The organism is Chitinophaga sancti (assembly GCF_034424315.1).
GTDB classification, from domain to species: Bacteria; Bacteroidota; Bacteroidia; order Chitinophagales; family Chitinophagaceae; genus Chitinophaga; species Chitinophaga sancti.
In genome coordinates, this window is record NZ_CP139972.1 from 7848547 (window position 1) to 7872340 (window position 23794).

Annotated in this window: 18 protein-coding genes and 1 tRNA gene; 9 read left to right on the top strand and 10 right to left on the bottom strand. The window is 40.5% G+C overall.

What is annotated here, in order from left to right; genetic code table 11:
* Window positions 1-26: 26 nt before the first annotated feature.
* From U0033_RS30995 to U0033_RS31005, 3 genes are read right to left on the bottom strand one after another with little or no spacing between them, the layout of a single operon-like run.
* The gene (locus U0033_RS30995; protein ID WP_072363307.1) at window positions 27-1031 is read right to left on the bottom strand and encodes an NADP-dependent oxidoreductase; all 1005 of its coding nucleotides are present in this window, start codon (window positions 1029-1031) and stop codon (window positions 27-29) included.
* A gap of 28 nt (window positions 1032-1059) precedes the next feature.
* Complete coding sequence (locus tag U0033_RS31000; protein ID WP_218164060.1) at window positions 1060-1977, bottom strand: alpha/beta fold hydrolase; 918 nt, start codon at window positions 1975-1977, stop codon at window positions 1060-1062.
* A gap of 2 nt (window positions 1978-1979) precedes the next feature.
* Window positions 1980-2783, bottom strand: a complete 804-nt coding sequence (locus U0033_RS31005) for an SDR family oxidoreductase (protein ID WP_072363306.1) — start codon at window positions 2781-2783, stop codon at window positions 1980-1982.
* A gap of 111 nt (window positions 2784-2894) precedes the next feature.
* Here U0033_RS31005 and U0033_RS31010 point away from each other — a divergent pair, with 111 nt between their 5' ends.
* From U0033_RS31010 to U0033_RS31020, 3 genes are all read left to right on the top strand, one after another.
* Entirely contained in the window at window positions 2895-3302 is a 408-nt protein-coding gene (locus U0033_RS31010; RefSeq protein WP_072363312.1) for a winged helix-turn-helix transcriptional regulator, read from the top strand.
* Window positions 3303-3384: 82 nt separating this feature from the next.
* Entirely contained in the window at window positions 3385-3669 is a 285-nt protein-coding gene (locus tag U0033_RS31015) for a hypothetical protein (protein WP_072363305.1), read from the top strand.
* Window positions 3670-3889: 220 nt separating this feature from the next.
* Window positions 3890-4309 carry a hypothetical protein gene (locus U0033_RS31020; protein ID WP_177318658.1) on the top strand — a complete coding sequence of 140 codons (420 nt, stop codon included), beginning with the start codon at window positions 3890-3892 and terminating at the stop codon, window positions 4307-4309.
* A 606-nt stretch (window positions 4310-4915) separates the two neighbouring features.
* Here U0033_RS31020 and U0033_RS31025 read toward each other — a convergent pair.
* From U0033_RS31025 to U0033_RS31040, 4 genes are all read right to left on the bottom strand, one after another.
* On the bottom strand, window positions 4916-5083 hold the full coding sequence (locus tag U0033_RS31025) for a hypothetical protein (RefSeq protein ID WP_177318657.1): 168 nt from the start codon (window positions 5081-5083) through the stop codon (window positions 4916-4918).
* 424 nt (window positions 5084-5507) lie between these two features.
* Window positions 5508-5594 (bottom strand) — tRNA-Leu (locus U0033_RS31030).
* Window positions 5595-5669: 75 nt separating this feature from the next.
* Entirely contained in the window at window positions 5670-6701 is a 1032-nt protein-coding gene (locus U0033_RS31035; RefSeq protein WP_072363302.1) for an NHL repeat-containing protein, read from the bottom strand.
* 19 nt (window positions 6702-6720) lie between these two features.
* Window positions 6721-7737 carry a sterol desaturase family protein gene (locus U0033_RS31040; protein WP_072363301.1) on the bottom strand — a complete coding sequence of 339 codons (1017 nt, stop codon included), beginning with the start codon at window positions 7735-7737 and terminating at the stop codon, window positions 6721-6723.
* 258 nt (window positions 7738-7995) lie between these two features.
* Here U0033_RS31040 and U0033_RS31045 point away from each other — a divergent pair, with 258 nt between their 5' ends.
* The 5 genes from U0033_RS31045 to recB all read left to right on the top strand — a co-directional run bounded on the left by U0033_RS31045 (window position 7996) and on the right by recB (window position 18334).
* Entirely contained in the window at window positions 7996-8238 is a 243-nt protein-coding gene (locus U0033_RS31045; protein WP_072363300.1) for a hypothetical protein, read from the top strand.
* Between the two features lie 238 nt (window positions 8239-8476).
* Complete coding sequence (locus tag U0033_RS31050) at window positions 8477-9547, top strand: fatty acid desaturase family protein (RefSeq protein WP_072363299.1); 1071 nt, start codon at window positions 8477-8479, stop codon at window positions 9545-9547.
* 360 nt (window positions 9548-9907) lie between these two features.
* Complete coding sequence (gene recD / locus U0033_RS31055) at window positions 9908-11716, top strand: exodeoxyribonuclease V subunit alpha (RefSeq protein ID WP_245801812.1); 1809 nt, start codon at window positions 9908-9910, stop codon at window positions 11714-11716.
* A 9-nt stretch (window positions 11717-11725) separates the two neighbouring features.
* Window positions 11726-14923 carry an exodeoxyribonuclease V subunit gamma gene (gene recC, locus U0033_RS31060; protein WP_072363298.1) on the top strand — a complete coding sequence of 1066 codons (3198 nt, stop codon included), beginning with the start codon at window positions 11726-11728 and terminating at the stop codon, window positions 14921-14923.
* Entirely contained in the window at window positions 14924-18334 is a 3411-nt protein-coding gene (gene recB, locus U0033_RS31065; protein ID WP_072363297.1) for an exodeoxyribonuclease V subunit beta, read from the top strand.
* 74 nt (window positions 18335-18408) lie between these two features.
* On the opposite strand, the gene U0033_RS31070 is transcribed toward recB, so the two are convergent.
* Both U0033_RS31070 and U0033_RS31075 read right to left on the bottom strand, forming a co-directional pair.
* Entirely contained in the window at window positions 18409-18633 is a 225-nt protein-coding gene (locus tag U0033_RS31070) for a hypothetical protein (RefSeq protein ID WP_072363296.1), read from the bottom strand.
* Between the two features lie 129 nt (window positions 18634-18762).
* Window positions 18763-19059, bottom strand: coding sequence for a T9SS type B sorting domain-containing protein (locus U0033_RS31075; protein WP_083571668.1), 297 nt, complete (start codon window positions 19057-19059; stop codon window positions 18763-18765).
* A gap of 342 nt (window positions 19060-19401) precedes the next feature.
* On the opposite strand from U0033_RS31075, the gene U0033_RS31080 reads away from it, so the two are divergent.
* Entirely contained in the window at window positions 19402-20760 is a 1359-nt protein-coding gene (locus U0033_RS31080) for a sigma-54-dependent transcriptional regulator (protein ID WP_072363294.1), read from the top strand.
* Here U0033_RS31080 and U0033_RS31085 read toward each other — a convergent pair.
* A complete protein-coding gene (locus tag U0033_RS31085) occupies window positions 20753-23779 on the bottom strand; it encodes a PAS domain S-box protein (RefSeq protein WP_177318656.1) in 3027 nt (1008 codons plus the stop codon). The two genes, U0033_RS31080 and U0033_RS31085, sit on opposite strands and share 8 nt — an antisense overlap.
* Window positions 23780-23794 lie beyond the last annotated feature (15 nt).

Here is a 23794-nt window from a genome sequence, read left to right on the forward strand (position 1 = left end):
TAACTATTGTTTTTTAATTGTTTAAATTATTTTATTTTAATTACCACTTTCCCTTTGGCTCTTCCCGACTCCACATACGATAATGCTTCATTAGTTTGTTCAAAAGGAAAAACTTTATCAATTACAGGTTTAATAACACCGTCTTCTATCAGCTTAGTTATTTCACCTAATTGATTGCCATCTGCTCTCATATAGAGAAATACAAACTTTACTCCAAGCTTTGCAGCTTTTTTCTTTGCACTTGAGCTTATTAATTTTGTAATTAATTTTAGATGCCACCGTAATCCAATTTCGACTGCAAACTCAGGTGTTGGAGGACCAACTAAAGTAATAAGACTACCACCTTTTTTTAGCACACTTAATGCCTGTTCAAATACTTTCTTGTCACGATTACTATGTATTACCAGGTCGTAGTCTTTTAGTATGGTAACAAATTCTTGTGTTTTGTAGTCAATCACCAAATCAGCACCTAAGCTTTTAACTAAATCAATATTTTTTGTACTTGTAGTAGTAGCTACATAAGCACCTAAGTGTTTGGCTAATTGTATGGCAATTGTACCTACACCACCTGAGCCAGCCTGAATAAAAACTTTTTGTCCCTTTTTAATTCTTGCAATTTCTACCAATGCCTGCCACGCAGTTAAAGCAACTAAAGGGATTGAACCTGCTTCATCCATAGAAATATTTTTTGGTTTTAATGCCAAATCATTTTCTTGAACAGCAATTTGTTCTGCAAATGTTCCAATTCTATAATCACCTACTCTTGAATACACTTCATCGCCTACTTTATATTTGGTAACGCTTGCACCTACTTTTGTAATGACACCAGCCATATCATGCCCATTTACAAAAGGTGTTTTATATGGTAGAAAAAGTTTGAAATCTCCCCATTGCATTATGGAATCCAAGAGGTTTACACCTGCACTATGGATTTGCACTAAGACTTCGTTTTCTTTTATTGTTGGTTCGGCTACATTTGTTAAATGTAATTTTTCTTTTTTGCCGTATTTTTTTACTAGGAATGCTTTCATTTGATTTATGATTTTTTTGTAATCTGTTTTACTTATTTAAAAATTCAATTGCCTGTGGTATAAACTCTTTGTGATATTGAAAAATGCCACCATGTCCGGAGTTAGGATAAATTTTTATTTGAGCATTTGGAAAACGCTTTGCCATGTCATTTGATAATGGCGAAGGCACCATTCTGTCAGCATCACCATTGGCAATAAATACGGGAAGATCGAATGCACTTAAATCCATAGGGTTTTCATTGCCCCATTTTTTTATGGCATGCAATTGTTTCTTCAAAACATACAAATTTACTTTTTTATCACGGTTTTCTTTTCTCTCTTTTAATCGTTTTAGAAAATTCCGGGCAGCATCTTTACCTACTTTATTTTGTATAAAAAATAAATAAAATTTGGCGTCTCTGAATGTAAGTAATGATTTGAAAATATCGCTGTAAGTTGTGCCTACAACATCGGGTATGCCTGCACCACCTCTTGGACCTGTGCCTGCAAGTATCGCCTTACGAACCAATTGCGGCTCTACTAAAAGTATTTCTTGAGTAATAAATCCACCCATTGAGAATGCAACAATATCTACTTGCTTGTAACCCAAAGCATGTATAAAAGCGATTCCATCTTTAGCCATATCAGCAATACTTGCTCCTTGCTTGCCTGTAGTAGCTCCAACCCCACGGTAGTCAAAAGAAATAATTTGACGGTTTGCTGCAATGGCATCCATAATTCTTGGGTCGCAATTATCAAGGTTTGCCGCTAAGTGATTGAAATAAATTACAGGAATATCTCCTGTTTTACCATAAGAACGATAAGCAAACTTAATTCCGTTTGCTTGTACAAACTTTGTCGGAACTGTTGCATAAGAATAGTCCGTATTTGATGCGTTACTATTTTGAGCATTTGTATTTGTCATTTTTGCTATCATTAAAATTGTTAGAAGAAATATATTTTTCATTTTTAGTTTTTATTTAATTGCTTAAGAACATTTTTTTCTAAAGTCCCATTTGCAAAATGCTGTAAATTAATTAGCACAGAAGTGCCTTTACCGACGATATTTCTGAATTTGGGCTTATCAGTTTGCACTACTTTAAGTACCTTTTCTGCAACTATTATTGGGTCTTCGGCGTTTTTTACTAAAGTATCAGTGGTAAACTTTTCAATTTTGCCTCTTAATGTATTATAATCTTTAATTTTATGAATAGGTGAAGATGAATTATCCAAAATACTTGTTTTAAAAGCAGATGGCTCAATCATAGCTACACTAACATTAAACTCATTAAGCTCATAACGTAGTGTTTTAAAATAGCCTTCAAGAGCATGTTTAGATGCAGAATAATAAGACGCATTGGGAAATGCTACCAACCCTACGATTGAACCTACAGTTATTATTTTACCAAATTTCTGTTTTCTAAAATGCGGAAGAATAGCATTGGTAACTTTAATAGTACCCCAAAAGTTGGTTTCAAATTGTTGCCTACCTAATTCAATAGGAGTTTCTTCTGCAATACCTGATACTAAAAAGCCAGCATTATTAATTAAAATATCTAATTGAGAAATTTCTTTGAATAGTCTTTCTGAAAAGGTATTAATTGACTCCTCTGAATCCAGGTCTAGAGCAACCATTTTAAGGGGCAACTTTCCAACATACCTATCAGGGTTTCGGCTTGTACCAATTACGTTGTAACCATTTTCGTGTAGCTTGTTTGCGATTAACAAACCAAAGCCTGATGATGCACCTGTTACTAAAATATTTTTTTTCATTTTTACTGATTTTACTTTAATAATTTATAATTTTGCTTGCACATTGCAAGTGCAAATATATAACTTACTTGCAAAATGCAAGTGTTTATTAAAGATATTTTTAATTTTTTTATGTCTAAGAATAATAAGAGGTCGGATTGTCCTGTAAGTTGCTCCCTGGATGTATGGGGAGACAAGTGGTCACTGTTGATTATAAGGGATTTAATGAATGCCAAACAATGTACGTATGGCGACTTTTTAAAGTCACCAGAAGGCATTGCGACCAATATTTTAGCTTCCCGTTTGTTGGCATTGGAAGAAAATGGAGTGATTGAAAAACTTAGTCACCCCGACAGCAAAGCAAAGGTTTTGTATAAACTCACACATAAAGGAATTGACTTGCTGCCCTTACTGATTGAAATTGGGATATGGTCTGAAAAGTATTACGATATTGACAAGGGCAAAAAAGCCGAAATCAAAGAGGTAAAGAAGAATAAGGAGGAATACATTAAAGCAAAAATAAAAGAATTAAGAAGTTGATACTAAATATATCAGTCGGACAGACAAAACTAGCGACACGATGATGAAATGGTTGAGAAAAATAAAAACGAGCAATTACATAATGCTTGCGATATTAGCGATGATATATTTGGGCAACGTGATGTTCACTTCATTTAATCAAACTAGCCAAACAAGTATTCAGGATATTGACAGGAGTAAATTTGCCGGCTCTACATCTTGTGGCGATTGTCACAAAGACATTTATGAAAGCCATACTAAAACTGCTCACTATTTGGATTTGAGACCGGCGGCTAAAGAATTTATTAAAGGAAATTTTTCTCCCGGGAAAAACAAATTCGTTTACAATCAATGGATGGAAGTCAGGCTGGAGAAGAAAAAAAAATAAGTATTATCAAACAGCTTATATCAATGGGGTTGAATATGAAAGTCAATCTTTTGATATTGTCATTGGATCAGGTAGAAAAGGTCAAACCTATTTGTATTGGAATGATAACAAATTGTTTCAACTACCGGTTTCTTATTACTCGCCTTTAAGCACCTGGTGTAATAGTCCGGGTTATTCAACCAGTTTCATAAAATTCGACAGAATAATTCCTGCAGAGTGTTTGGAATGCCATGGAACTTATGCGAAGGTAGAAGAAGATGAAAACAATGAACCGGTGTATGATAAAACACAGATAATATTTGGTATTGATTGTGAAAGATGTCATGGACCTGCGGCAGATCATGTGGCTTTCCATAAAGAACATCCCGAAGAGAAGAACCCAAAAAATATAATTATCATAAAGCAACTAACAAGACAACAAAGGCTGGATGGTTGTGCACTTTGTCATTCGGGTTTCAGGCAGGCTATACAACAACGCTTCTCCTTTACCATAGGAGATAGCCTCGATGCTTATTCCATGGCTGGTTACAGTTCCGATAGTATCTCTACCCTTGATGTACACGGTAATCAATATGGACTGCTTATGTCGAGCAAATGTTTCAAAATGTCAAATCAACTTGATTGCTCTTCCTTACATTAGATTAGAACAGCGATACGGATGCATTCCTTCGAATTGCTGTACTTTACTGTATTCCCGCCATTATGAAGAAGAGGTTATTATTATTTCTGTACGTATTATTTTTTATATCATTCGCTGCCTTTACATTCCAAATTTCCGGGTCGGTTGAAAAAACAGACAATGCCTACAGATGTTCAAATTTTAAAACCTGTGCCTGGTGACTTTCTCGTACAAGCCGCGGCGATTTTAGTTTTAAAACTGGTTTTCCGGTTGACAACACTTCAGCCCTTTTCAAATCTATGGATACGTCCATCTGCAATCGATAATTATTGAATTATTGGAATCTTTCGGTTCCCATGTGTAATCTTCCAAAGTGTCTATCATATCTTCTTTTACCAATTGCTTTTTTTGCGATTGATTAATAAAAACAATAATCAGAGATTGGTCATTTGTGTTTACTCCATAAAATTTTTCGTCTAGCCCCAATCTGTCAGCAATGGTATTTAATCCAAAAACTAAGTCTGCATCAAACCACCCACCAATTACTTTAATTGTTTCCTTTATGTTTCCTATGTCGAATTGAATATCTGCAATAAAGTAGCCATGGAGCCCCTGTACAGTATATCCTTACCTGCATGTGAGGTTTTGCGGATTGAGTTTTCCTTTGGTAATAGCAACCAGCCAGTTAAATAGCTCTAAATAACTTTCACCCTCATCAAACATTTCAGCATCAAACCAGGCATAGTCTACCTCTGGTTTCAGGTCATATTTGGCAAGTACGTGTGATGGATCCATGGAAAGCTAAAATATAAGTTTTGCCCTACAATGGTACAGGATTTACATTAGCGGAAGGAATAGAAATCGAAGGAAAACGCGAAAGAAGTTATTTTAACAACTGATGATTCTTCTGCCAGCGTCAACTTTGTTAAATCCAGTTGGCGGGGGGTGCAGTCTGTCATTTCGCCCTGAAAGTGACTGTCAGGGGTGCTTGTCATTTTGCTTGTCAAATCGCGTGTCGGTAATGCTGTTTTTGCGCTTTTTGAGAGCCATTTTTAGGGCTCATTTTGCATAGAGCTTGCATGTAACGCGCATGAGAAAGTGCTTGTCATTCTGTTTGTCGTTTGCTTGTCAAAAAATGTGGTAGAAAGCGGGAAGAATGACAAAAAATTGACAAGCAGGAAATAAAAAATCCTGTAAATCAATGACTTACAGGACTAATTGGTGCCCAGAACTGGATTCGAACCAGCACACCCTTGCGAGCGCTGCGACCTGAACACAGTGCGTCTACCAATTTCGCCATCTGGGCAACTGATTTTGTGTTTCAGGACCGCGAATGTCCGCCCTTTTTTTATATCTACCAAATTTTTTTATAGAAATCCCACTAAACCCTCTTCAATTTATAAGGATACACCTTCCCCGATGCCCACTGTGCCACATACAAATTATGATCCCTATCCACGCATACATCATGCGGATGAAAAAATATCCTCTCCGTCTGATACATCGCCTGTAACACCCCATCCTTATACACTGGCTCATTCCCGCCAATATTACTCACCACCTTATTATCCTTATCCAAGATCGTCACAAACCCACTCCCTTCCTTATTCATATCCGGAGACCTCAACACCGCCGCATACAACAAATCACCCTGCACCACCGGCCTGCACACACAAGCTCCCGGTAAATGAATAATATCCAACAATTTACCCTCCGTAGTAAACCGCTTAAAACAGTTCCTCGTCCGATCCGTTACCAACAAAGACCCATCCTTACTCCGCGGATCCAGTAATATACCGTGCGCATTGTCCAAATGTTCGTCTCCAATACCTCTCCCTCCAAAATAATTCAGCAAATGCCCCTTACTATCATAATGCAATATATACTGCTCTCCATACCCATCCGCTATAAAAATATCCCCATTCGGACCTATCGTCGTTTCCGTAGGCACAAACTTCTCCGCCTGTGCATATAAATCCCCCGGGGCATCAATTGTAAGCAGTATTTCTCCACTCAATGTCGTCTTATATACCTGGTGCTTTACCGTATCCGTGATATACAGAAATTCAGTACCATTTTCATCATGAATCGTCAAGCCATGTGCCCCTGGGAATGCATGCCCCCAGGAATCCAGTAACTGCCCCTTCGTATCATAAATAAGCACATTGTTCTTCGTCTCATTCGTCAGCAAAAAGATCCGCCCTTTCTTGTCCTGCACCATTTCATGACAATCATTCACCGGATATTGCTGTGGATTACACTTGCTCCAGGCAGTATCCAGCGTATACTGAACATGATTATGTCCATACACTGGCCCCTTATCCCTTGCCATCAAACCATTCGCCAGCCAAAGGCCGCCAAGCGATAAAGATGTATTCCGTATAAATTGCCTGCGTGAAGTATTAACTTTCATATAGCGTGGGTGTTGTAGTTTACTTATTTAACGATTCAAGTGCCGTCTCCTGTTTTAAAGATTCAAAATATGCGCGTTTTACTACGACTGCCGTCTTATGATCCCCTGTATGACTCCATCCCGGAGGCATAAATATATACCGGATCTTATTCAGGATACCCGGTGCCTTCCATACATCCAGTGCCAGGTAATAGAATTCACCAAAATAAACATCAAAGAAATTACGGTTGTTCACATTCCGCGTCACCCCATATTGAATGGGTTCCTTAGCTTCCTCATACTGAAAGGTGCCAAACACCCTATCCCATATATTCAGCAGGTTACAAAAATTAGTATCCATATACAATGGATTCTTTGCATGATGCACCCGATGATGAGACGGTGTCAGTATCCATTTGTTCAGGAATCCCAGGCGGCCATTTTTAAGGACATTTTCTCCGACATGAATAAAGCCACCCCAGAAACCATCAATGAACATGATAAAAAACAGCAATGGAGGATTCACCCCCAACAGGATACATACCGTAGTACGGATAATATCTGCATATGCACCTTCCAGAAAAAAATGCGCATAGCTGACAGAAAGATTCATCGTTTGCGGCATATGATGTGTTGCATGCAAACACCAGAATAAGCGTACTCTATGCCCCCAGTAATGATACAGGAAATGCCCGAACTCCCAAACGATGTAGCCATAGATGAGCCAATACCAGGTGAAAGTCGTTTTAAAGATGGCATACTTTTCAAATACACCAATACAAAATGCAATAGCCGCAATAGAAAGGAAACGGCCGATGACGCGATTGATAACAAAGATGATAAAAGGCATCCGATAGTCTTCTATCTTAAACCTTTTGTAAACGATAGCGCGCGTAATTTCGATCAATAATAAAAAGGGAAGTACCGGTGAGACAGCGCCTAATATACCGTTTAGTGTCAGCAGGGCCTGGTAATTCCCTGTGCGGTACATCTCAAGCAGGGCATTGAGCCCCATAAAGCCGATGACTTCGTCGTACAATGTGTGGAGTAGGCCCATACGTGGATATTTGATTACCAGTAAGCTACTAAATAATTATTACCCGGCTATGGTTTTAAAAGTTCTTTACAGTATTATGAAAAACTTCAAACATAAGTTACATACATACTATGCCATATGTCTGGTATGATATATGTTCCAAAATTCTCCATCTCCTTTTGTTGACAGGACTCACTTGTCCTTGTTGAAAATGAAGGTTACTACGATATTATTTATAATAGTACAGATGTTATTATAAGTGTTGGAAACCTTGGCGGGATGTGGTTTGGTAAGAGTAATGCTGCATTGACCGGTGAATACTTAAACATAATAAAGCAGACTATTTCAAAAGAAAGAGAAGTACATAGTTTTGTAAACCTCCTTAAAAGACTGGGCCTGGTGGCACTTATTATTGTCCTGCTGGTGATCGTCGTGTGGTTTGTGAATATTGTCTTCCGCCGGTTTACAGGTTTTATTTCTTTAAATGAGGACAAGTATTTACTTTTTTATCTAAGTAAGTAATAATTAAAATATATATGGCTTTTGTAAATAAAATATTATTATTTAAATTATAATATGTAAAGTGTTATATTATTAATATATTTAGCCTGACATATTCGTTTTGAGCACTTGCCAATGTATTTATTTTACCTGCCAGGTTAATGACCAGGTATTCATTTTTCAGCTCTTCTCTTATTTGTTTTAAAATCTGGTAATAACACCTGCAAACTGTTTTCACTTTACAAACTATTTTAGCATTATGTCCTTTATTTCGAATGTATTAGCGCCACCCAGTTACGGATGGAAGACAAGCGATGGAGCGCTGGTAAAACCTACAATCAAACAGTTATTCACCGAATTTTTTAGCAGGATCAATGTGATTGCCTCCAGAAAAAATTGGTTGCCTTTTTTTTCATGGTTTAGTACCTTAAGTCTTTTGCCATTCTTTTCCCTTTTTATCTGGAAAGAAATAAATGATTTTAATGCCTGGTACCTGTTAATTGCTTTTGTGTATGGAATGATTTTCATGGGTACGCATGGAACAATCTGGTATCATCGTTATGGAACACACCAGGCGTATACTTTCAGTAATAAATTCTGGCGTTTTTTTACTGCGAATCTTGTATTTAAATTAATACCGGAAGAATTGTACATCGTATCTCATCATGTGCACCATGCTTTGTCCGACGAGCCGGGAGATCCTTACAATGCGGAGGGCGGCTTTTTATATTGCTTTCTGGCAGATGCTAATCATCAGCCTATTGCTAAGGACCTCAGTAAAGAAGATTATGAAAAGGCAGCAGCGATGTTGAGTCATACGGGTGTTAAAGCTAATAGTTATGAGGCATATCAGAAATGGGGGTCTATTGCACATCCTTTAAATACAGTATTGGCCTCTTATTGTAATCTGGCATTCTGGTTAACAGCTTTCTATTTTATTGGAGGTTTTTATTTAGTGCTGGCTACACTGGCAGGTACTTTTATATGGGGATTGGGCGTGAGGACATTTAATTATGAAGGACATGCGAAAGGTGAAACGAAACATGTATCGGGCTTTGATTTCAACCATAAAGATAAATCTATAAATCAGTGGTGGCCTGGTATTGTGGCTGGTGAATGGCATAATAATCATCACCTTTATCCAGCCAGCGCAAGATCAGGATTCCTGAGGGGGCAGATTGATTTTGCCTGGTATTATATCAGGACCTTAAAATTTATTGGAGGTGTTAATTCCTGCAGGGATGCAAAAGCGCAATTCTTGGAAACTCACAGGAAACCTTATTTGGAACAACGGCAGTTGAAACAAGTACCGGTTCCTGTTGTCAGATAAAGTATGATAGAGGCTGTATCATAAGTCCGATACAGCCTCTTTTCTGAAAAAGGTTTTCATTCCCGTTGGTGAATTCCCTCTTTCATGATTGTTTCCATTCGTATCCCTGATGGGGTCGGGTACCCGTTTAAGCAATTCTCTGCCGTTATTTTTATTTATGAGCCAACCTCTTTTTTATCTCTTTAAAGAATGTCTAAGAAGCTCCAGGAGACTGAAATAGATAAATAAAGTTCATCATTCAATACCCCATAGCCCCAACAAACTTCCTAATAAATCATATTCTTTAAATAACTTCGCAAGTTACTGCCTCCCATGAGACAGACCAGGAATTACATTAACAGGTCATAGTGAGATCGTAATATGAAAAATATTGTTACAATTAACGATGTTCATCAGCAATTTGCGGATTTCTTCGATATACCGGGTTTAAAGCCCTTCATTTACCTTTTATCGAAAAAACTGGGAGAAGGACATATCTGCTTAGACCTTCGTAAAATTGATGCAAATCAAAACGATTTACCTGTTTCTTACACAGCTCCACTCAATACCGCCTCGCTGAAAGATTGCCACCTGGTAGGTTCCGGTGACGTCGTTAACAAACCTTTTGTGCTTTATAACGACCGCCTGTATTTTCAACGATACTTCAGGTATGAAACCAATTTCATACGCTATATCAATGCCTTCCTGGAAGCAGAAAAAGAGTTATTGCCTGATCGTTCCCAAGCACTGCTCGAACACCAGGCACAGGTAAACGAATTATTTCCCGGCGGCGCTATACCCGAAAGCAGCACTGATAAGGTTGACTGGCAATTAGCCGCAGCTATCAGCGGTGTACTGAACAATTTTACCATTATCACTGGCGGCCCGGGAACCGGGAAAACCACCACCGTGGCAAAGATCCTGTCAATTCTATATACAATCGACCCCAGGTTGACAGTAGCCCTGGCTGCACCAACCGGGAAAGCAGCCGCCCGCATGGCTGAAAGCCTTCGCAATGCTGCCGGACAAACCAACCCGGAAACTGCCAAACTATTCCAGGCATTAAATCCGTCTACCATTCACCGCTTGCTAAAACCGATGAATGACTCCCCTTATTTCAAACATAATGAAAACAACCCCCTCAACTTTGATGTCGTCATCGTGGATGAATGTTCAATGATCGACTTAGCCTTATTTTCTAAGCTTTTATCTGCCATCAGACCTACTTCCCGTCTCATTATGCTGGGTGACAAAAACCAGTTGGCCTCAGTTGAAGCAGGTAGCCTTTTTGGAGATCTATGCCAGGCGCAGGAACAGTTAAATGTATTTTCGCCTGAGCGAACAGCTTTCATCAATAATTTACTGCCAGACGGAAGCAAGATTGAGCGCATCGCTTCACCCGTGCAAAGCAAACATGCTTTGTTTGAACACGTAGTCGAACTTCGTCACAGCCGCCGTTTCACCGGTGATGCGGGAATTGGCCGGTTCAGCAGGGCACTCATTCAAAATAATGTGCCAGTGATACAGTCATTCCTTTCCCCGGGTGCCGGTGAGGAAGTGGTGATTGACCAGCAATACTCTGACAAAATATTTGAGCAATTCATAGCAGGATATGCTGCTTTCATCCAGGAAAAGGATATCCGCACGGCACTCAAAAAACTGAATGAACTAAGGGTACTCGTTGCAATCCGCGATGGGGCAACCGGGTTATCATCCATAAACCGCCGCATCGAAAAGTATTTGCAGGACAGAAAACTATTGCATATAACCGGCAGCTTTTATGAAAACAGGCCTATTATGCTCTCCAGCAATTATTACGAACACGGGCTCTTTAATGGTGATACAGGCATTATCCGAAAAGATGAAAATGGTGCTTTAGTAGCATGGTTCGAAGATGCAAACGGAGAACTGAAAAGCGTTTTTACCGGTTATCTGACACAGGCGGAAACTGCCTTTGCCATGACCATACACAAAAGCCAGGGATCCGAATTTACGGCCGTATTAGTCATCCTCCCGGCAAATGAAACACCCATCCTCACAAGGGAATTATTATATACCGCCGTCAGCCGTGCCCGCAAAAAAGTGTACGTTCAGGGCAGCGAAACAACCATCCTTCAGGCTGCTGCAAAATTTGTTGACAGAGGTTCTGGTATAAAAGCGAGAATGGCAGCAGAAGGAAATGATCATTAAAAAGCATTTATGGCATTATATCTAAAGGTGTCTAATTCCTTATTAAGCCTTGCCGAAGGATTGGTGAATGACCTTCAGGCGGCGCACTATAATGTATTTCAGCCTTACTATATCATTACACAGACCGAAGGTATGAACAACTGGTTGAAACACCAGCAGGCATACCAGGTGGGCATTGCGGCTAATGCCCGCTTCCTGAAGCCAAACGACCTCCTGTTCCAGCTATATGTGATAATGGGAGGCCCCAGTATAGATGCCATGTCCTCGCAACACCTGAGCTGGTTGATATTTAAACTACTGGGTGAAACGGAATTTATAACCCGCTACCCGGAGGTGGCTGCCTACTATGTAGATCATGGCGTTGAAACAGACCTGAAGAAGATGGTACTGGCAGAAAAAGTGGCGGATTTACTCGACCAATACCAGGTATACCGCCCTGAAATGATACAGGAATGGAACAAGGCAAATATGCAAACCCTCCAAACAGAAGAATGGCAGGAGTGGCTCTGGGTAAGAGTAAAAGAACTCTCCGGCAGCGTTTTACCCGACAAAACACTCATCGGAAATTATATTCTCGATACACTGGCCCATCATCCTGATAAACACGCTACGCTCGCTTCCCGGATGCCAGCCATCCACCTGTTTGGCTTATCAATTCTCACGGCATTCCACGTCCAGATACTTCAGGAAGTCGCTAAAATAACGGATGTTCATTTTCATATCCTCAATCCTGCACCCGGCTTTTTCTGGTTTGAAGACCGTAACGAAAAACAATTAGCCCGCTGGCGGGCAAAAGGGCTGCAGGACAAAGCTGATGCCGCTAATATAGGTAATGAACTACTCACGGGCTGGGGCAAGGTCATTCAAAACAGCTTCGGCCTGTTTTTCGCCAATGACAGCTTCCTCAATGCCTATGAAGAAATAGGCGTGGTAGAACCATCTATTGATTCACTTTTACATAAAATTCAGTATGATATATTCTTAGCATCCACTACTGATCAACGCATACGCTTATCCAAAGATGATCTGTCTGACGGCTCCGTCACCGTACAGGCTTGTTACACCGTGGCCAGAGAAGTAGAAGCGCTGTACAACTACCTGGTACACCTTTCCGATCAAAGAAAAGAAAAATTATCCTCCCGGGATATTGTGGTGATGGTCAGCGATATTGATGCCTATGCACCCTATATCAAAGCTGTCTTTAATCATGCGCCTCACCGCTTTCGCTATACGATCGCCGATGAAAGTTATGCCGACAAGGACAACTTGTTCCATTCCCTGCAAGCCTTACTATTATTGGATGAAGAAACATTTGCAGCAGAAGCCGTGATGCAACTGCTCGACTTTTCCTACATCCGTAAACGTTTTAACCTGCATGATCCCGTATACCTCCGGCCGGTAGTAGAAGCTGCAAATATCCGTTTTGGCATAGACGGCAATAAAGAAGATGAAACACGCTATGTAAGCTGGAAATACGGCATACAGCGCATTATGTATGGCATTTGCATGAGTGGTGAACCGGAATTTGGAGAGCATGCAGACAGCTTCTTCCCTTTGGATATCGTAGAAGGACAGGATGCCTACGTATTAATCCGGTTTTGCCATTTTGCACAGGTACTCATCACCGCTGTTGAAGAACGCAGGGAAGATCGCAGCATTGCTGACTGGGTCAGGTATGTGGAGCAATTACTACATGCACTCGTGTACGAACAGCAGGATGAAAGCGATGAAGACTACACCACCCTGCTAAAAGAATTGTCTGAATTCAACCTGCTGCACGACTACCTCACAGAAAGCGTTCCCTATGGTGTATTTGTACATAGTCTGCTGAATGTGATTACGGGTACTAAACGTAGCAGCCTGTTTGCAAATGGCGGTATCACCTTTTGCTCCCTGATCCCCATGCGTAGTATTCCATTCAAAGTGGTAGCACTATTGGGATTAAACCATGATAAATTTCCCCGTAAAGAAAATAAATCCAGCTTCGATATTATGTCGAAGCAACCCAAACGGGGTGATCGTAACCTCAGGGAAAATGACAAACACCTTTTCCTGGAAACGACCATCTCTGCACAACAATATTTATACATCAGTTATTTAGGCAGAAGTGTAAATGATAATACCGCGATTCCTCCATCTGCACTGGTGGATGAATTGCTCGACTATATTGAAGGGGGCTACGAAGGTGACCAGGAAGAAGTGCGTAAACTAATGATCAGGGTACAACCCCTGCAGGAATTCAGCCGCAAGTACGAACAGGTACCTGGTTTGTATAGTTACCTCGGGGTCAATACCTCTTCCGGCCTTCGTTTCATCAACCCCAGCAAGGCTGTAGAACAACCACAGCTGGAAGAATTTACATTGGATATGCTGACCAGTTTCTTCAAAAATCCGGTCAAAGCCTATTACAATAAAGTACTGGGTATTTACTTCAATGATGCAACCCTTCTCCTCGGAGAAACAGAGTTATTTAGCCTGGACCACCTGCAGCAATGGAACATGAAACAACAGCTGTTACCTTCTGAGGGTTTAACTGCTGCTGATCGCCTGGCCCTCGTGAAGACTGGCCGACTACCCCTACGAAACATGGCTTATGTAGCTGTGCAAAATGTAGAAGAGGTCGTACAACCTGCACGTACGTTGTTTGAAGCCAGTACTCAAGGAATAGAGCCGGTACGACTCGAGTTTGACCTGCAGCTGGATGAAATTACCATGAAGTGTACACTCGATCACGTATATGATGGCAGGTTAGTAAAAGTATCCTGGTCAAAAAGTGAACTGAAATATCTCATCGAAGCCTATATCTGTTACCTGGCAGGCATTGCGGCCGGGCAGTTGAATGGCTTATTATTTATCTCTACTACAGCTAAAAACCAGGTTTTTGAAGCCGGAAAGATCGGTCGTGAAGATGCGCTGCAACGATTGAAAGCACTGAAAAATCTCTATCTGCTGGGCATGACAGAGATATTACCTTTTTCGCCCGACTTCAAAATTACTCCTTCAGAAGTGGCCAGAATTGATTCGGAATTGTTCGCCCAAAAAGTAAAGGATACATTTAAGAAATATAGCATCAGAGATAAATACATGATGAAAGAATTTGAACGTGGCTATTTCCAGCACGAAAACCACGCAGCTACTTTCAAACGAATCTGTGAGCAGGTCATTCTACCACTGAACGAAATTTTTCCAGCATATTATAGCAAATAAATGACGACAGCAGGATATCAACATTTTGACGCCGAGAGCGTACCCTTATCAGAAAGTAATCTCATCGAGGCCAGTGCAGGAACGGGTAAAACCTATTCCATTGCCCTCCTTGTATTGCGATTGATACTGGAAAAACGTGTGCCTGTAAAAGACATCCTGATGGTTACTTTCACCAAAGCTGCCGTTGCAGAATTGAAAGACCGTATCAGGTTGTTTATCCGCGAGGCCTATAAGGTAAGCTTCCTCAAGGAGATTGATGATGATGGTATTATGACCGTGGTAATACAGGCTATTGTGGCGTCTGATATACAAACTGTCAATCACCTCTTAAGAGATGCCGTACTCCTGCTGGATGAAATTTCTGTATTGACGATCCATAGCTTTTGTCAGCAGGTGCTGAATGAATATGCCTTTGAAACAGACCAGTTATTTGGCGCCCAGATGGTGCCTGATATGAGTCCGATCGTGGAAAAAGAACTCAATAAATTCTGGCGCCGGCAGGTTACCACCTTACACCCGGCCCTGCTGCAACGACTATGGAGTGAAGGGATGCGTATCCGTATGCAGAAAATATTGAAGGAACATATGAGTGGCCGGAAATATCTGGGCTATGATGAAGCCACCGATTACAGTATCTCATCACAGCAACAGGATGACTGGATGACAGGATACACCCGCTTGTACGAGGAGAATGATGCTGCTAAAAAAGTAATTGAAGACTACATTCATCAGCACCAGGCCGATATTGCCTCCGCTGCTAAGAAGAATACTTATGCAAAGAAGGCATTTGAGCCCTTATTGCCCGATGCTGCTGCATTTATTCAGGAGTTGAAAGCGAAGAAGAACGCTAGTAAACCTCCTGCGTATATCCATGAGCTATTTGGCGATATCATTGAACTCATTGACAAACAGGAAACCCTTGAAACAGCCATCGACGATTATCTGAATACAATCCATCACTGGCTCACCTGCTTCGCCATCAGCAAAGGAGTGACCGGCGTTCATGGTTATATGTCACGCAATAATATGCTCGGCTACGACGACCTGATCGTGAACCTGCACAAAGCATTGGTACAACGAGACAACCCCGCGCTTGTCGAAAAAATGCGGGAAAAATATAAAGCCGTATTTATCGACGAATTTCAGGATACCGACCGGCAGCAATATGAGATTTTCAATACCGCCTTCGGCACTGATACGATCCTGTTCTACATCGGTGATCCTAAACAAAGTATATACGCCTGGCGCAAAGCAGATATCAATACTTATTTTGAAGCACGCAGCAGCGTGCAGCACCTGTATAGTATGAATCAGAACTTCCGGTCTTCGGCAACTATGATTCAGGCAATGAATACCTTTTTCAAACCTACTCCGGATTTTGATACGTTCTGCTTCAGCAATCAGCAGGATAGCATCGACTATATTGATGTGGAAAGTCCTGAAGAACAGCGTAAGGGCCTGCTCTATCACGGACAGCACCAGGAAACGCCCATTACCATTTATGATGGTAAAACCAAGCCGGAAATTGCTCATGGTGTAGCCGCACAGGTTACACAACTGCTTGTAGATCCTGCATTCCGCATTACCAAACCCAATGGAAACAGCCGCTCAGTTACACCGGAAGACATTGGTATTTTAGTAAGAACCGGCACAGAGGGCCGTGATGTAAAGAATGAGCTGGCCAGAAATGGCATACCCGCTGTATTGATAGATGAGGTCAAGGTATTCAATACACCGGAAGCCATAGAAATATTTTACCTGCTGGAAGCGATAGCGTCTCCGGAACGCTCTACCATCAATCGTTCCCTCTTATCACCACTCACAGGATTCTCCGTAGACGATATGCTACATCTTGATGATGAAGTTGTATATGCCTGCTTTATGAAGTACCGGGAGCTGTTTGATAAAGACGGCGTATATGCGGCATTGATGTCATTCCTGGCAGATTTCAACGTTCGTACTACATTACTGAAAGTCCGCAATGAAAATGGGGAACGCATACTTACCAATTTATTACAGCTGACCGAAATAGTGCACCAGGTGCAGAGCAGACGAAACCTATCCTTACGCGATCTGATATCCTGGTTGAAACGAGGCATTGACGGTATGGATATACCTGGTGATGAATTCGCACAACGTATGGAAAGCGATGAGTCTGCGGTGAAGATCGTGACCATTCATAAAAGCAAGGGCCTGGAATATAATATTGTATTAGCCCCCTACCTCGATTTTACAGAACGAAAGAATGACGATTTCGTCTCCTTCCGTGATCCGGAAAGCGGAGAATACTACACCGCAGAACAAGGCCGGCAGAGCGAAGAGCAATTACAAGCCTATCGGGATCAGCAGGAACAGGAGAACAGGCGCCTGGTGTATGTCGCCATTACACGATCAGTATATAAATGCTACATCTACAATAACGTAAAGGAAAAAGAATCCACCCTGAAAGTATTTGTCAATGAGCTGAAAAAAATAGTAACGCCCAATATACAACTGCTGGAACAGTTACCTGAAATGCCTGATGAACGCTACCAGGAACAACAATTACCTCAAAGCCAGGCAAAAAACCCCGGGGAAGTTTACTTTCATCTGGAAGAGGAGAACTGGCGGAAGATGAGTTACACCATGTTAAGCTCCAAACAGGAACATAAAAACCTCCCATATGCAGAGGCCTTAACAGATCCATACGACCAGTTCATCTTCAACACCCTGAAACGGGGTGCTAAGACTGGTAATCTCCTGCACTTTATATTTGAGAATATCAGTTTTTCCGACAATACAAAATGGGAATACTGGGTGCAAACCGCCATTGATCGTTATGTACCCGGCCAGGAAGAAGTGTATAAGCCGATGTTGCAGCAGCTGATACAGCATGTGGTTGGTGTACAACTAGAGGTGGGTGAAAGTCATTTCAGTTTATCATCCATAGGCTGGGAAAAGCGATTGGCTGAATTTGAATTTGATTTCCCGGTGGGCTTGTTCCAGCCACAGGTATTACAGCAGCTATCTGATGAAAATGTGTCTATCAATGTGCGGCGATTTTCTGATTACAGTCAGCAGGAACTGGAAGGAATCATGAATGGTAAGGTGGACTTATTTTTTGAACACAAAGGGAAGTTCTTTGTGCTGGATTGGAAATCCAATTACCTGGGACCTGATATTGACAGCTACAACACCGGGGCATTAGGGGCAGAAATGAATAATAATAATTACCATTTACAATACCTGGTATACACATTGGCCGTTAAGAAGTACCTGGGTACGAGATTACCACATTTTGATTATGACCGCCATTTTGGGGGTGTTATTTATTTATTCCTAAGAGGAATCCGGCAGGAATCAACAACAGGTATTTTCACTGTGAAACCTGCAAGGGCAACCATAGAAGAGATGGAGCGATTATTGAATTAACAGGAAAAAGGCTGGAGATATTTCATGCCCTTCGCCAGGTGTGGGGTAGCCAACTAATCCTGAACCGATTGCTACTAAGGTAGAAAAAAGTGCTGATATACAGTAAAATAAAAGCTTTCGTTCAGGACTGGTAAGTATGCGATGACCAGATTGTCCTTACTTTCCCGGTCAATACGGTCAATTTTTATCTTATTGTCAGTATAAATTGGACTATGAATTGCAAGGTACTGCTCAGTCACCGCAAGTGTCTTTTGTTTGAATTCATTTTCGATGATTTTGATGGCCTGTTCGTCTGTCATAGTAGTATTAGCGGGGATATTCGATTACCTGCATGTATCAAAAGTATAAAAATAAAATATCAGGGGCAACCCACTTATATTGGTTATGATGATGTCGTAATTGGAGCCAGAGATAATAATAGCGTATGATCATCTTAACAGTGTCGCAGCACCTCTTATTATTTTAGGCTCATCACCCTTTAATTCATATTCACACATCCACACATAAGCGCCAATATTTGCAGGTTGATTTTTATACATTCCATCCCAACCCTGATCTGTCTGGTTAGTCTGGTATATGATTGTTCCCCATCGGTCAAATACCGTGAATACATACTTTTTTACGCTCCCTAATACCACCGGCCTTAGCACATCGTTCTTCCCGTCGTTATCAGGACTGAAGGCACCTGGTACATACACTCCCCAGCCACAATCCGGCGCATTCACCGTCTATAACGAGGATTTCCTGGAAGGTGGGAGAACATTGTTGTGCGGATGCAATCAAACAATGACAGATAAGAAATACTAAGAAGTATAGGTTACGACAATTCATGGCCGGGTGTTAGGGTGTATAAAGATAAGTGATTTCAGATAGATGTTGAAGGAACATCATGTTTACAGGTTGAGTAACACTTAAAAAAAAACACCAGAATTAGCCCTGAATGATGCTCATTGAATAAGAATAACTTTAAATTTGGTAAAGGTTGTTAACTTACATTTCAACTCTTTGTTTCGTTGTAAATTAGGTCAAAAGTATTTAAGCACTCAATTTGTTTAGTTCTCCGAAATATGGCACAGTTCTCTATTTATATTGTTGAAGACGATCCCTTATATGGTGAGATACTGGAATACCAGTTGTCTATGAATCCCGATTACATTATTCGCAGGTTTAATAGTGGATCCGAATGTTTAAAGGAATTATATAAGCGCCCGGACCTGGTTACTATCGACTATTCAATGCCCGATATGAATGGCTTAACCTTATTTAAAAAGATCAGGGATTTTAATCCTGATTTGCCAGTCGTAGTGATCAGCGGACAAGATGATATAAATACCGCGGTTGAATTCTTAAAAATGGGTGTAACCGACTACCTGGTGAAAGATGACAATGTGAAGAGCAAGTTGTGGAATTCGATTATACGCATACGGGAAAATCAATCATTAAGACAGGAGGTAGCGGAGTTAAAAGAGGAGCTGGGGCGGAAATATGAGTTTGAAAAGATTATTAAAGGTGCGTCACCGGCATTAAGAAAGGTATTTACCTTATTGGAAAAGGCCAGTAATAGTGAGATCAATGTATCTCTTACCGGTGAAACCGGAACTGGGAAGGAACTTGCCGCTAAAGCCATTCACTATAACAGTAACCGGAAGAAGTATAATTTTGTGGCAGTTAACCTGGCTGCGATACCAAGAGAGCTGATTGAAAGTGAATTATTCGGGCATGAGAAAGGCGCTTTTACCGGTGCTATCGCCCGGAAGCAGGGAAGATTTGAAGATGCCAATAAAGGAACCCTGTTCCTTGATGAAATTGCGGAAGCAGATCTAAATATACAGACTAAACTGTTAAGGGTATTGCAGGAAAGGGAATTGAGCCGTATTGGAGGAAATGAAATCATTCATTTTAATGTGCGGCTGATTGTGGCCACTCATAAAAACCTTGAGGAAGAAGTGCAGAAAGGCAATTTCAGGGAGGATCTTTATTACAGGATTTTAGGATTACCCATAGAGTTGCCACCATTAAGGGATAGGGGGAGTGATGTGATCTTACTTGCAAATTCTTTTATTGAGGAAGCATGCAAAAAGAATAATATCAGGAACGTGCTTAAATTATCCGCACCGGCAAAAGAAAAACTATTAAAATATAATTTCCCGGGTAATATCCGTGAATTAAAGGCTATTATTGATCTTGCCTGCATCCTCTGTAATGGTGATGAAATTATTCCTGAGGATATCCGTTTTTCAGGTACCCGTGCCAGGTTGGTTGGCTGGCAGGAGGATAAGACCATGGAGGATTACTATATTGATATTGTACAGGCTTTCTTGAAAAAATATGATAATAATGTGGTTTTAGTGGCCAGGAAACTGAAGATTGGGAAATCAACAATTTACAAATTGATTAATAATAACAAAATTCATCTGACTATTTAACCTGCTGCATATAAACAGAGCTTTTTATTTGTTCCACTACCTTGTCTATGATACTTTTTAAGCGGATGATATTCTCGCTTACTTTGGATTCCTGGAGTTCCTCTGCTGATATAAGTTCCAGGTCATGAACAGTATCCTGAAGACTGGTAACAGATAGATTATATATCGCAGTCTTCATTTTGTGCGCTTGTGCTTTGATCCCGTCAATATCTTTATTTTCCCATGATTTGATAATAATGCCGACGGATTCAGGTACTTTTTCGATGAAAAGACGGAGCATTTTTTCTATGAAAACCGTATCATCATTTCCAATCATTTTAAGTTTATCCAGGCTATAAAGCAGTCCTTCTTCTTCCGGACCAGCTGCCCCATTTGAATCTGGGTGATCGTTGTTATTGTGTGTAAGCTGTATGGCCATTTTTTCGATTAATTCAATTTCATTGAAAGGTTTGGAAATATAAGCGGACATGCCGGCATTGAGGCATCTTTCATTCTCTCCTTTAACGGCATTGGCCGTAAGTGCTATAACCGGTAACGACAGTTTTAACTGCTCCCTGATGATTGTAATTGCCTCCAGGCCACTCATTATCGGCATTTGTACGTCCATCAGCACCAGGTCAAACGTTTGCTGTTTTAACAGATCTATAGCTTCCTGGCCATTTTCAGCTTCTGTGATATCCAGGTTGAAATTCCTGAGCATAGAATGTACTACCAGCCGGTTCATTTCATAATCTTCTACTAACAAGATTTTTTTATTGTCAAAGATGTTTTTATCGACATTCAATGTTCCTTTTACCGGGAGGTTCAGGTTGGAGCCTTTTATGAAAGGCAATTTGATACAGAATTCAGTACCTCTTCCCTTTCCACTTTGTACATCAATATCACCGTCCATCAAAACCACCAATTGTTTGGTAATTGCCATGCCCAGCCCCGTTCCTCCATATTTCCTGGCAAAGCTTTTATCTTCCTGTGCAAATTTATCAAAAAGGTGTTCCAGGAATTCTCCATCCATACCAATTCCTGTATCCATTACCCTGATTTCTATGTAGTGTTTATCTCCTGTTTTGTTGGTTAATTTTACAGTAATTACTACGCCTCCCTTGTCTGTGAATTTTACAGCATTGCTCACAAGGTTTAATATAATCTGGTTTAAACGATGAGGATCTCCAATCAAAACCGGGGGAATAGCCGGATCCACATCTGCGCGCAACTGGATTTTTTTCTCTTCTGCTTTCGTGGTGAAAGATTGCACAGCATGTCTTACAACACTCTGCATGTTAAATCCTATTTTCTCAATATTTAACATGCCTGCCTGAATCTTCGACATATCCAGGATGTCATTAATTACTACCATCAAATGATCAGTAGCCGTATTAATCATCTGGATAAAGTTTTCCTGTTCTTTACTTAAGGATGTTTTGGTTAGCTGGCTGGTCATACCAAGGATGGCATTCATTGGGGTTCTGATTTCATGGCTCATATTGACCAGGAAGGATTCCTTTGCATTAGCAGAGAGTTCTGCTTCTTCCCTGGCCTGTGAGAGCTCAAATTCCAGCTTTTTACGATCAGTAAAATCAAGATATATTCCAATTGATCCGGAAAGATGGTTGTTGTCAGTATACAATGGCGCGCCGCTCACCAGCCACCATTTTAATTCTCCTCTTTTATTTTTAACAGCCAGTTCATATGCGTCTGAAACACCCTTTTTGCGAAGCGCTTTCTTTTCTTCTATCAGTGTGCTGTTTTCTCCAAAAGTAAAGAGGCTGGTAACTTTTTTTTCATTTAGTTCATCCAGGCTGTAACCAGACATTTCACAAAAGCATTGATTAGCGTATTTAATGTAGCCGTTTTCATCTAATTCCATTAATCCCAGGTGCATATTGGCAATGATATTCCTGTATTTCTCTTCACTGCGCTGTAATGTTTCTTCGGCCTGTTTTCTTTCAGTTATATTTGAATGTGTGCCTACTACCCGTTCAGGTACATTGTCATTACCCCTTGCCATTACCATCCCCCTGTCAAGGATCCAGGTGTATTCCCCCTGGGAATTTTTAATCCTGTATTCACATTGATGAGAAGATTTATTCCCGGAAGAATAGCCATTAGCAAGATCTGTAATGATACTTATATCATCCGGATGTAACCTGGAGACCCATTCAATAGGGGTGGTGATTAGGTTGTTATTATCAAGCCCCAGAATTTCTTTGTGTCTTTCGGAAAGTACTACTTTGTCTTCCTTTGGGAAGTATTCCCAGATCGCATCTCCACTACTTTCTAAGGCAAAATATCTAAGTTCTTCGCTGGCTTTTAACAGGGATTCTGCATTTTTCCTTTCAGTAACGTCTTCGTAGTTCCAGAGATGTCCTTTGTAAATGTCTTTCAAAAAAACGGGGATATAAGTTCTCAGGAAGAATCTTCCATCGCACAATCTCAATTCTTCATTTAGTACCAGTTTTTTTTCATGTAGGATTTCTTTGATCCTGGCTACAAAAATTTCTGGTTGATTGAACATATGTTTGGATTGCTCCGCAGCCTGAGAGCAGTCCATACCCGTTAAAAGTTCTGCCGGCGCATTTATATCAAACAGTTTACAGAATGTATCATTCGTTATTACAATTTTTCTGTGTTCATCTTCGACTAATATGCCACTTTGCAGGTTGCTGATTAAAAAGGAAAGCCTGTTGGCAGTATCCTGGTGTTTTTCTTCGGCTTCTTTTCTTTTGGATACCTGCTCTTTCAGATAATGTACAATATCAATAAGGTTGTCGTGATCAGTAATGATTTCTCCGACATTCATACTGGCAATTGCATCCTGTAGTTCTTTAATGGAAGTTTTCTTTAATCCAAGTTCATGCTTAAATTGTTCATTCACCTGCAGGTATTCTTCTTCACTGATTTTAAATGCCCGCTCTGCCATCTGGTGATCCCTGTCGTAGCAATTGTATGACGTATTTATGGCCAATAAAAACTGCCTGCATTCTTCACTATCCCTCAAATGTTCAGGAAGATACTTTGACATTTGACGTTCCAATAA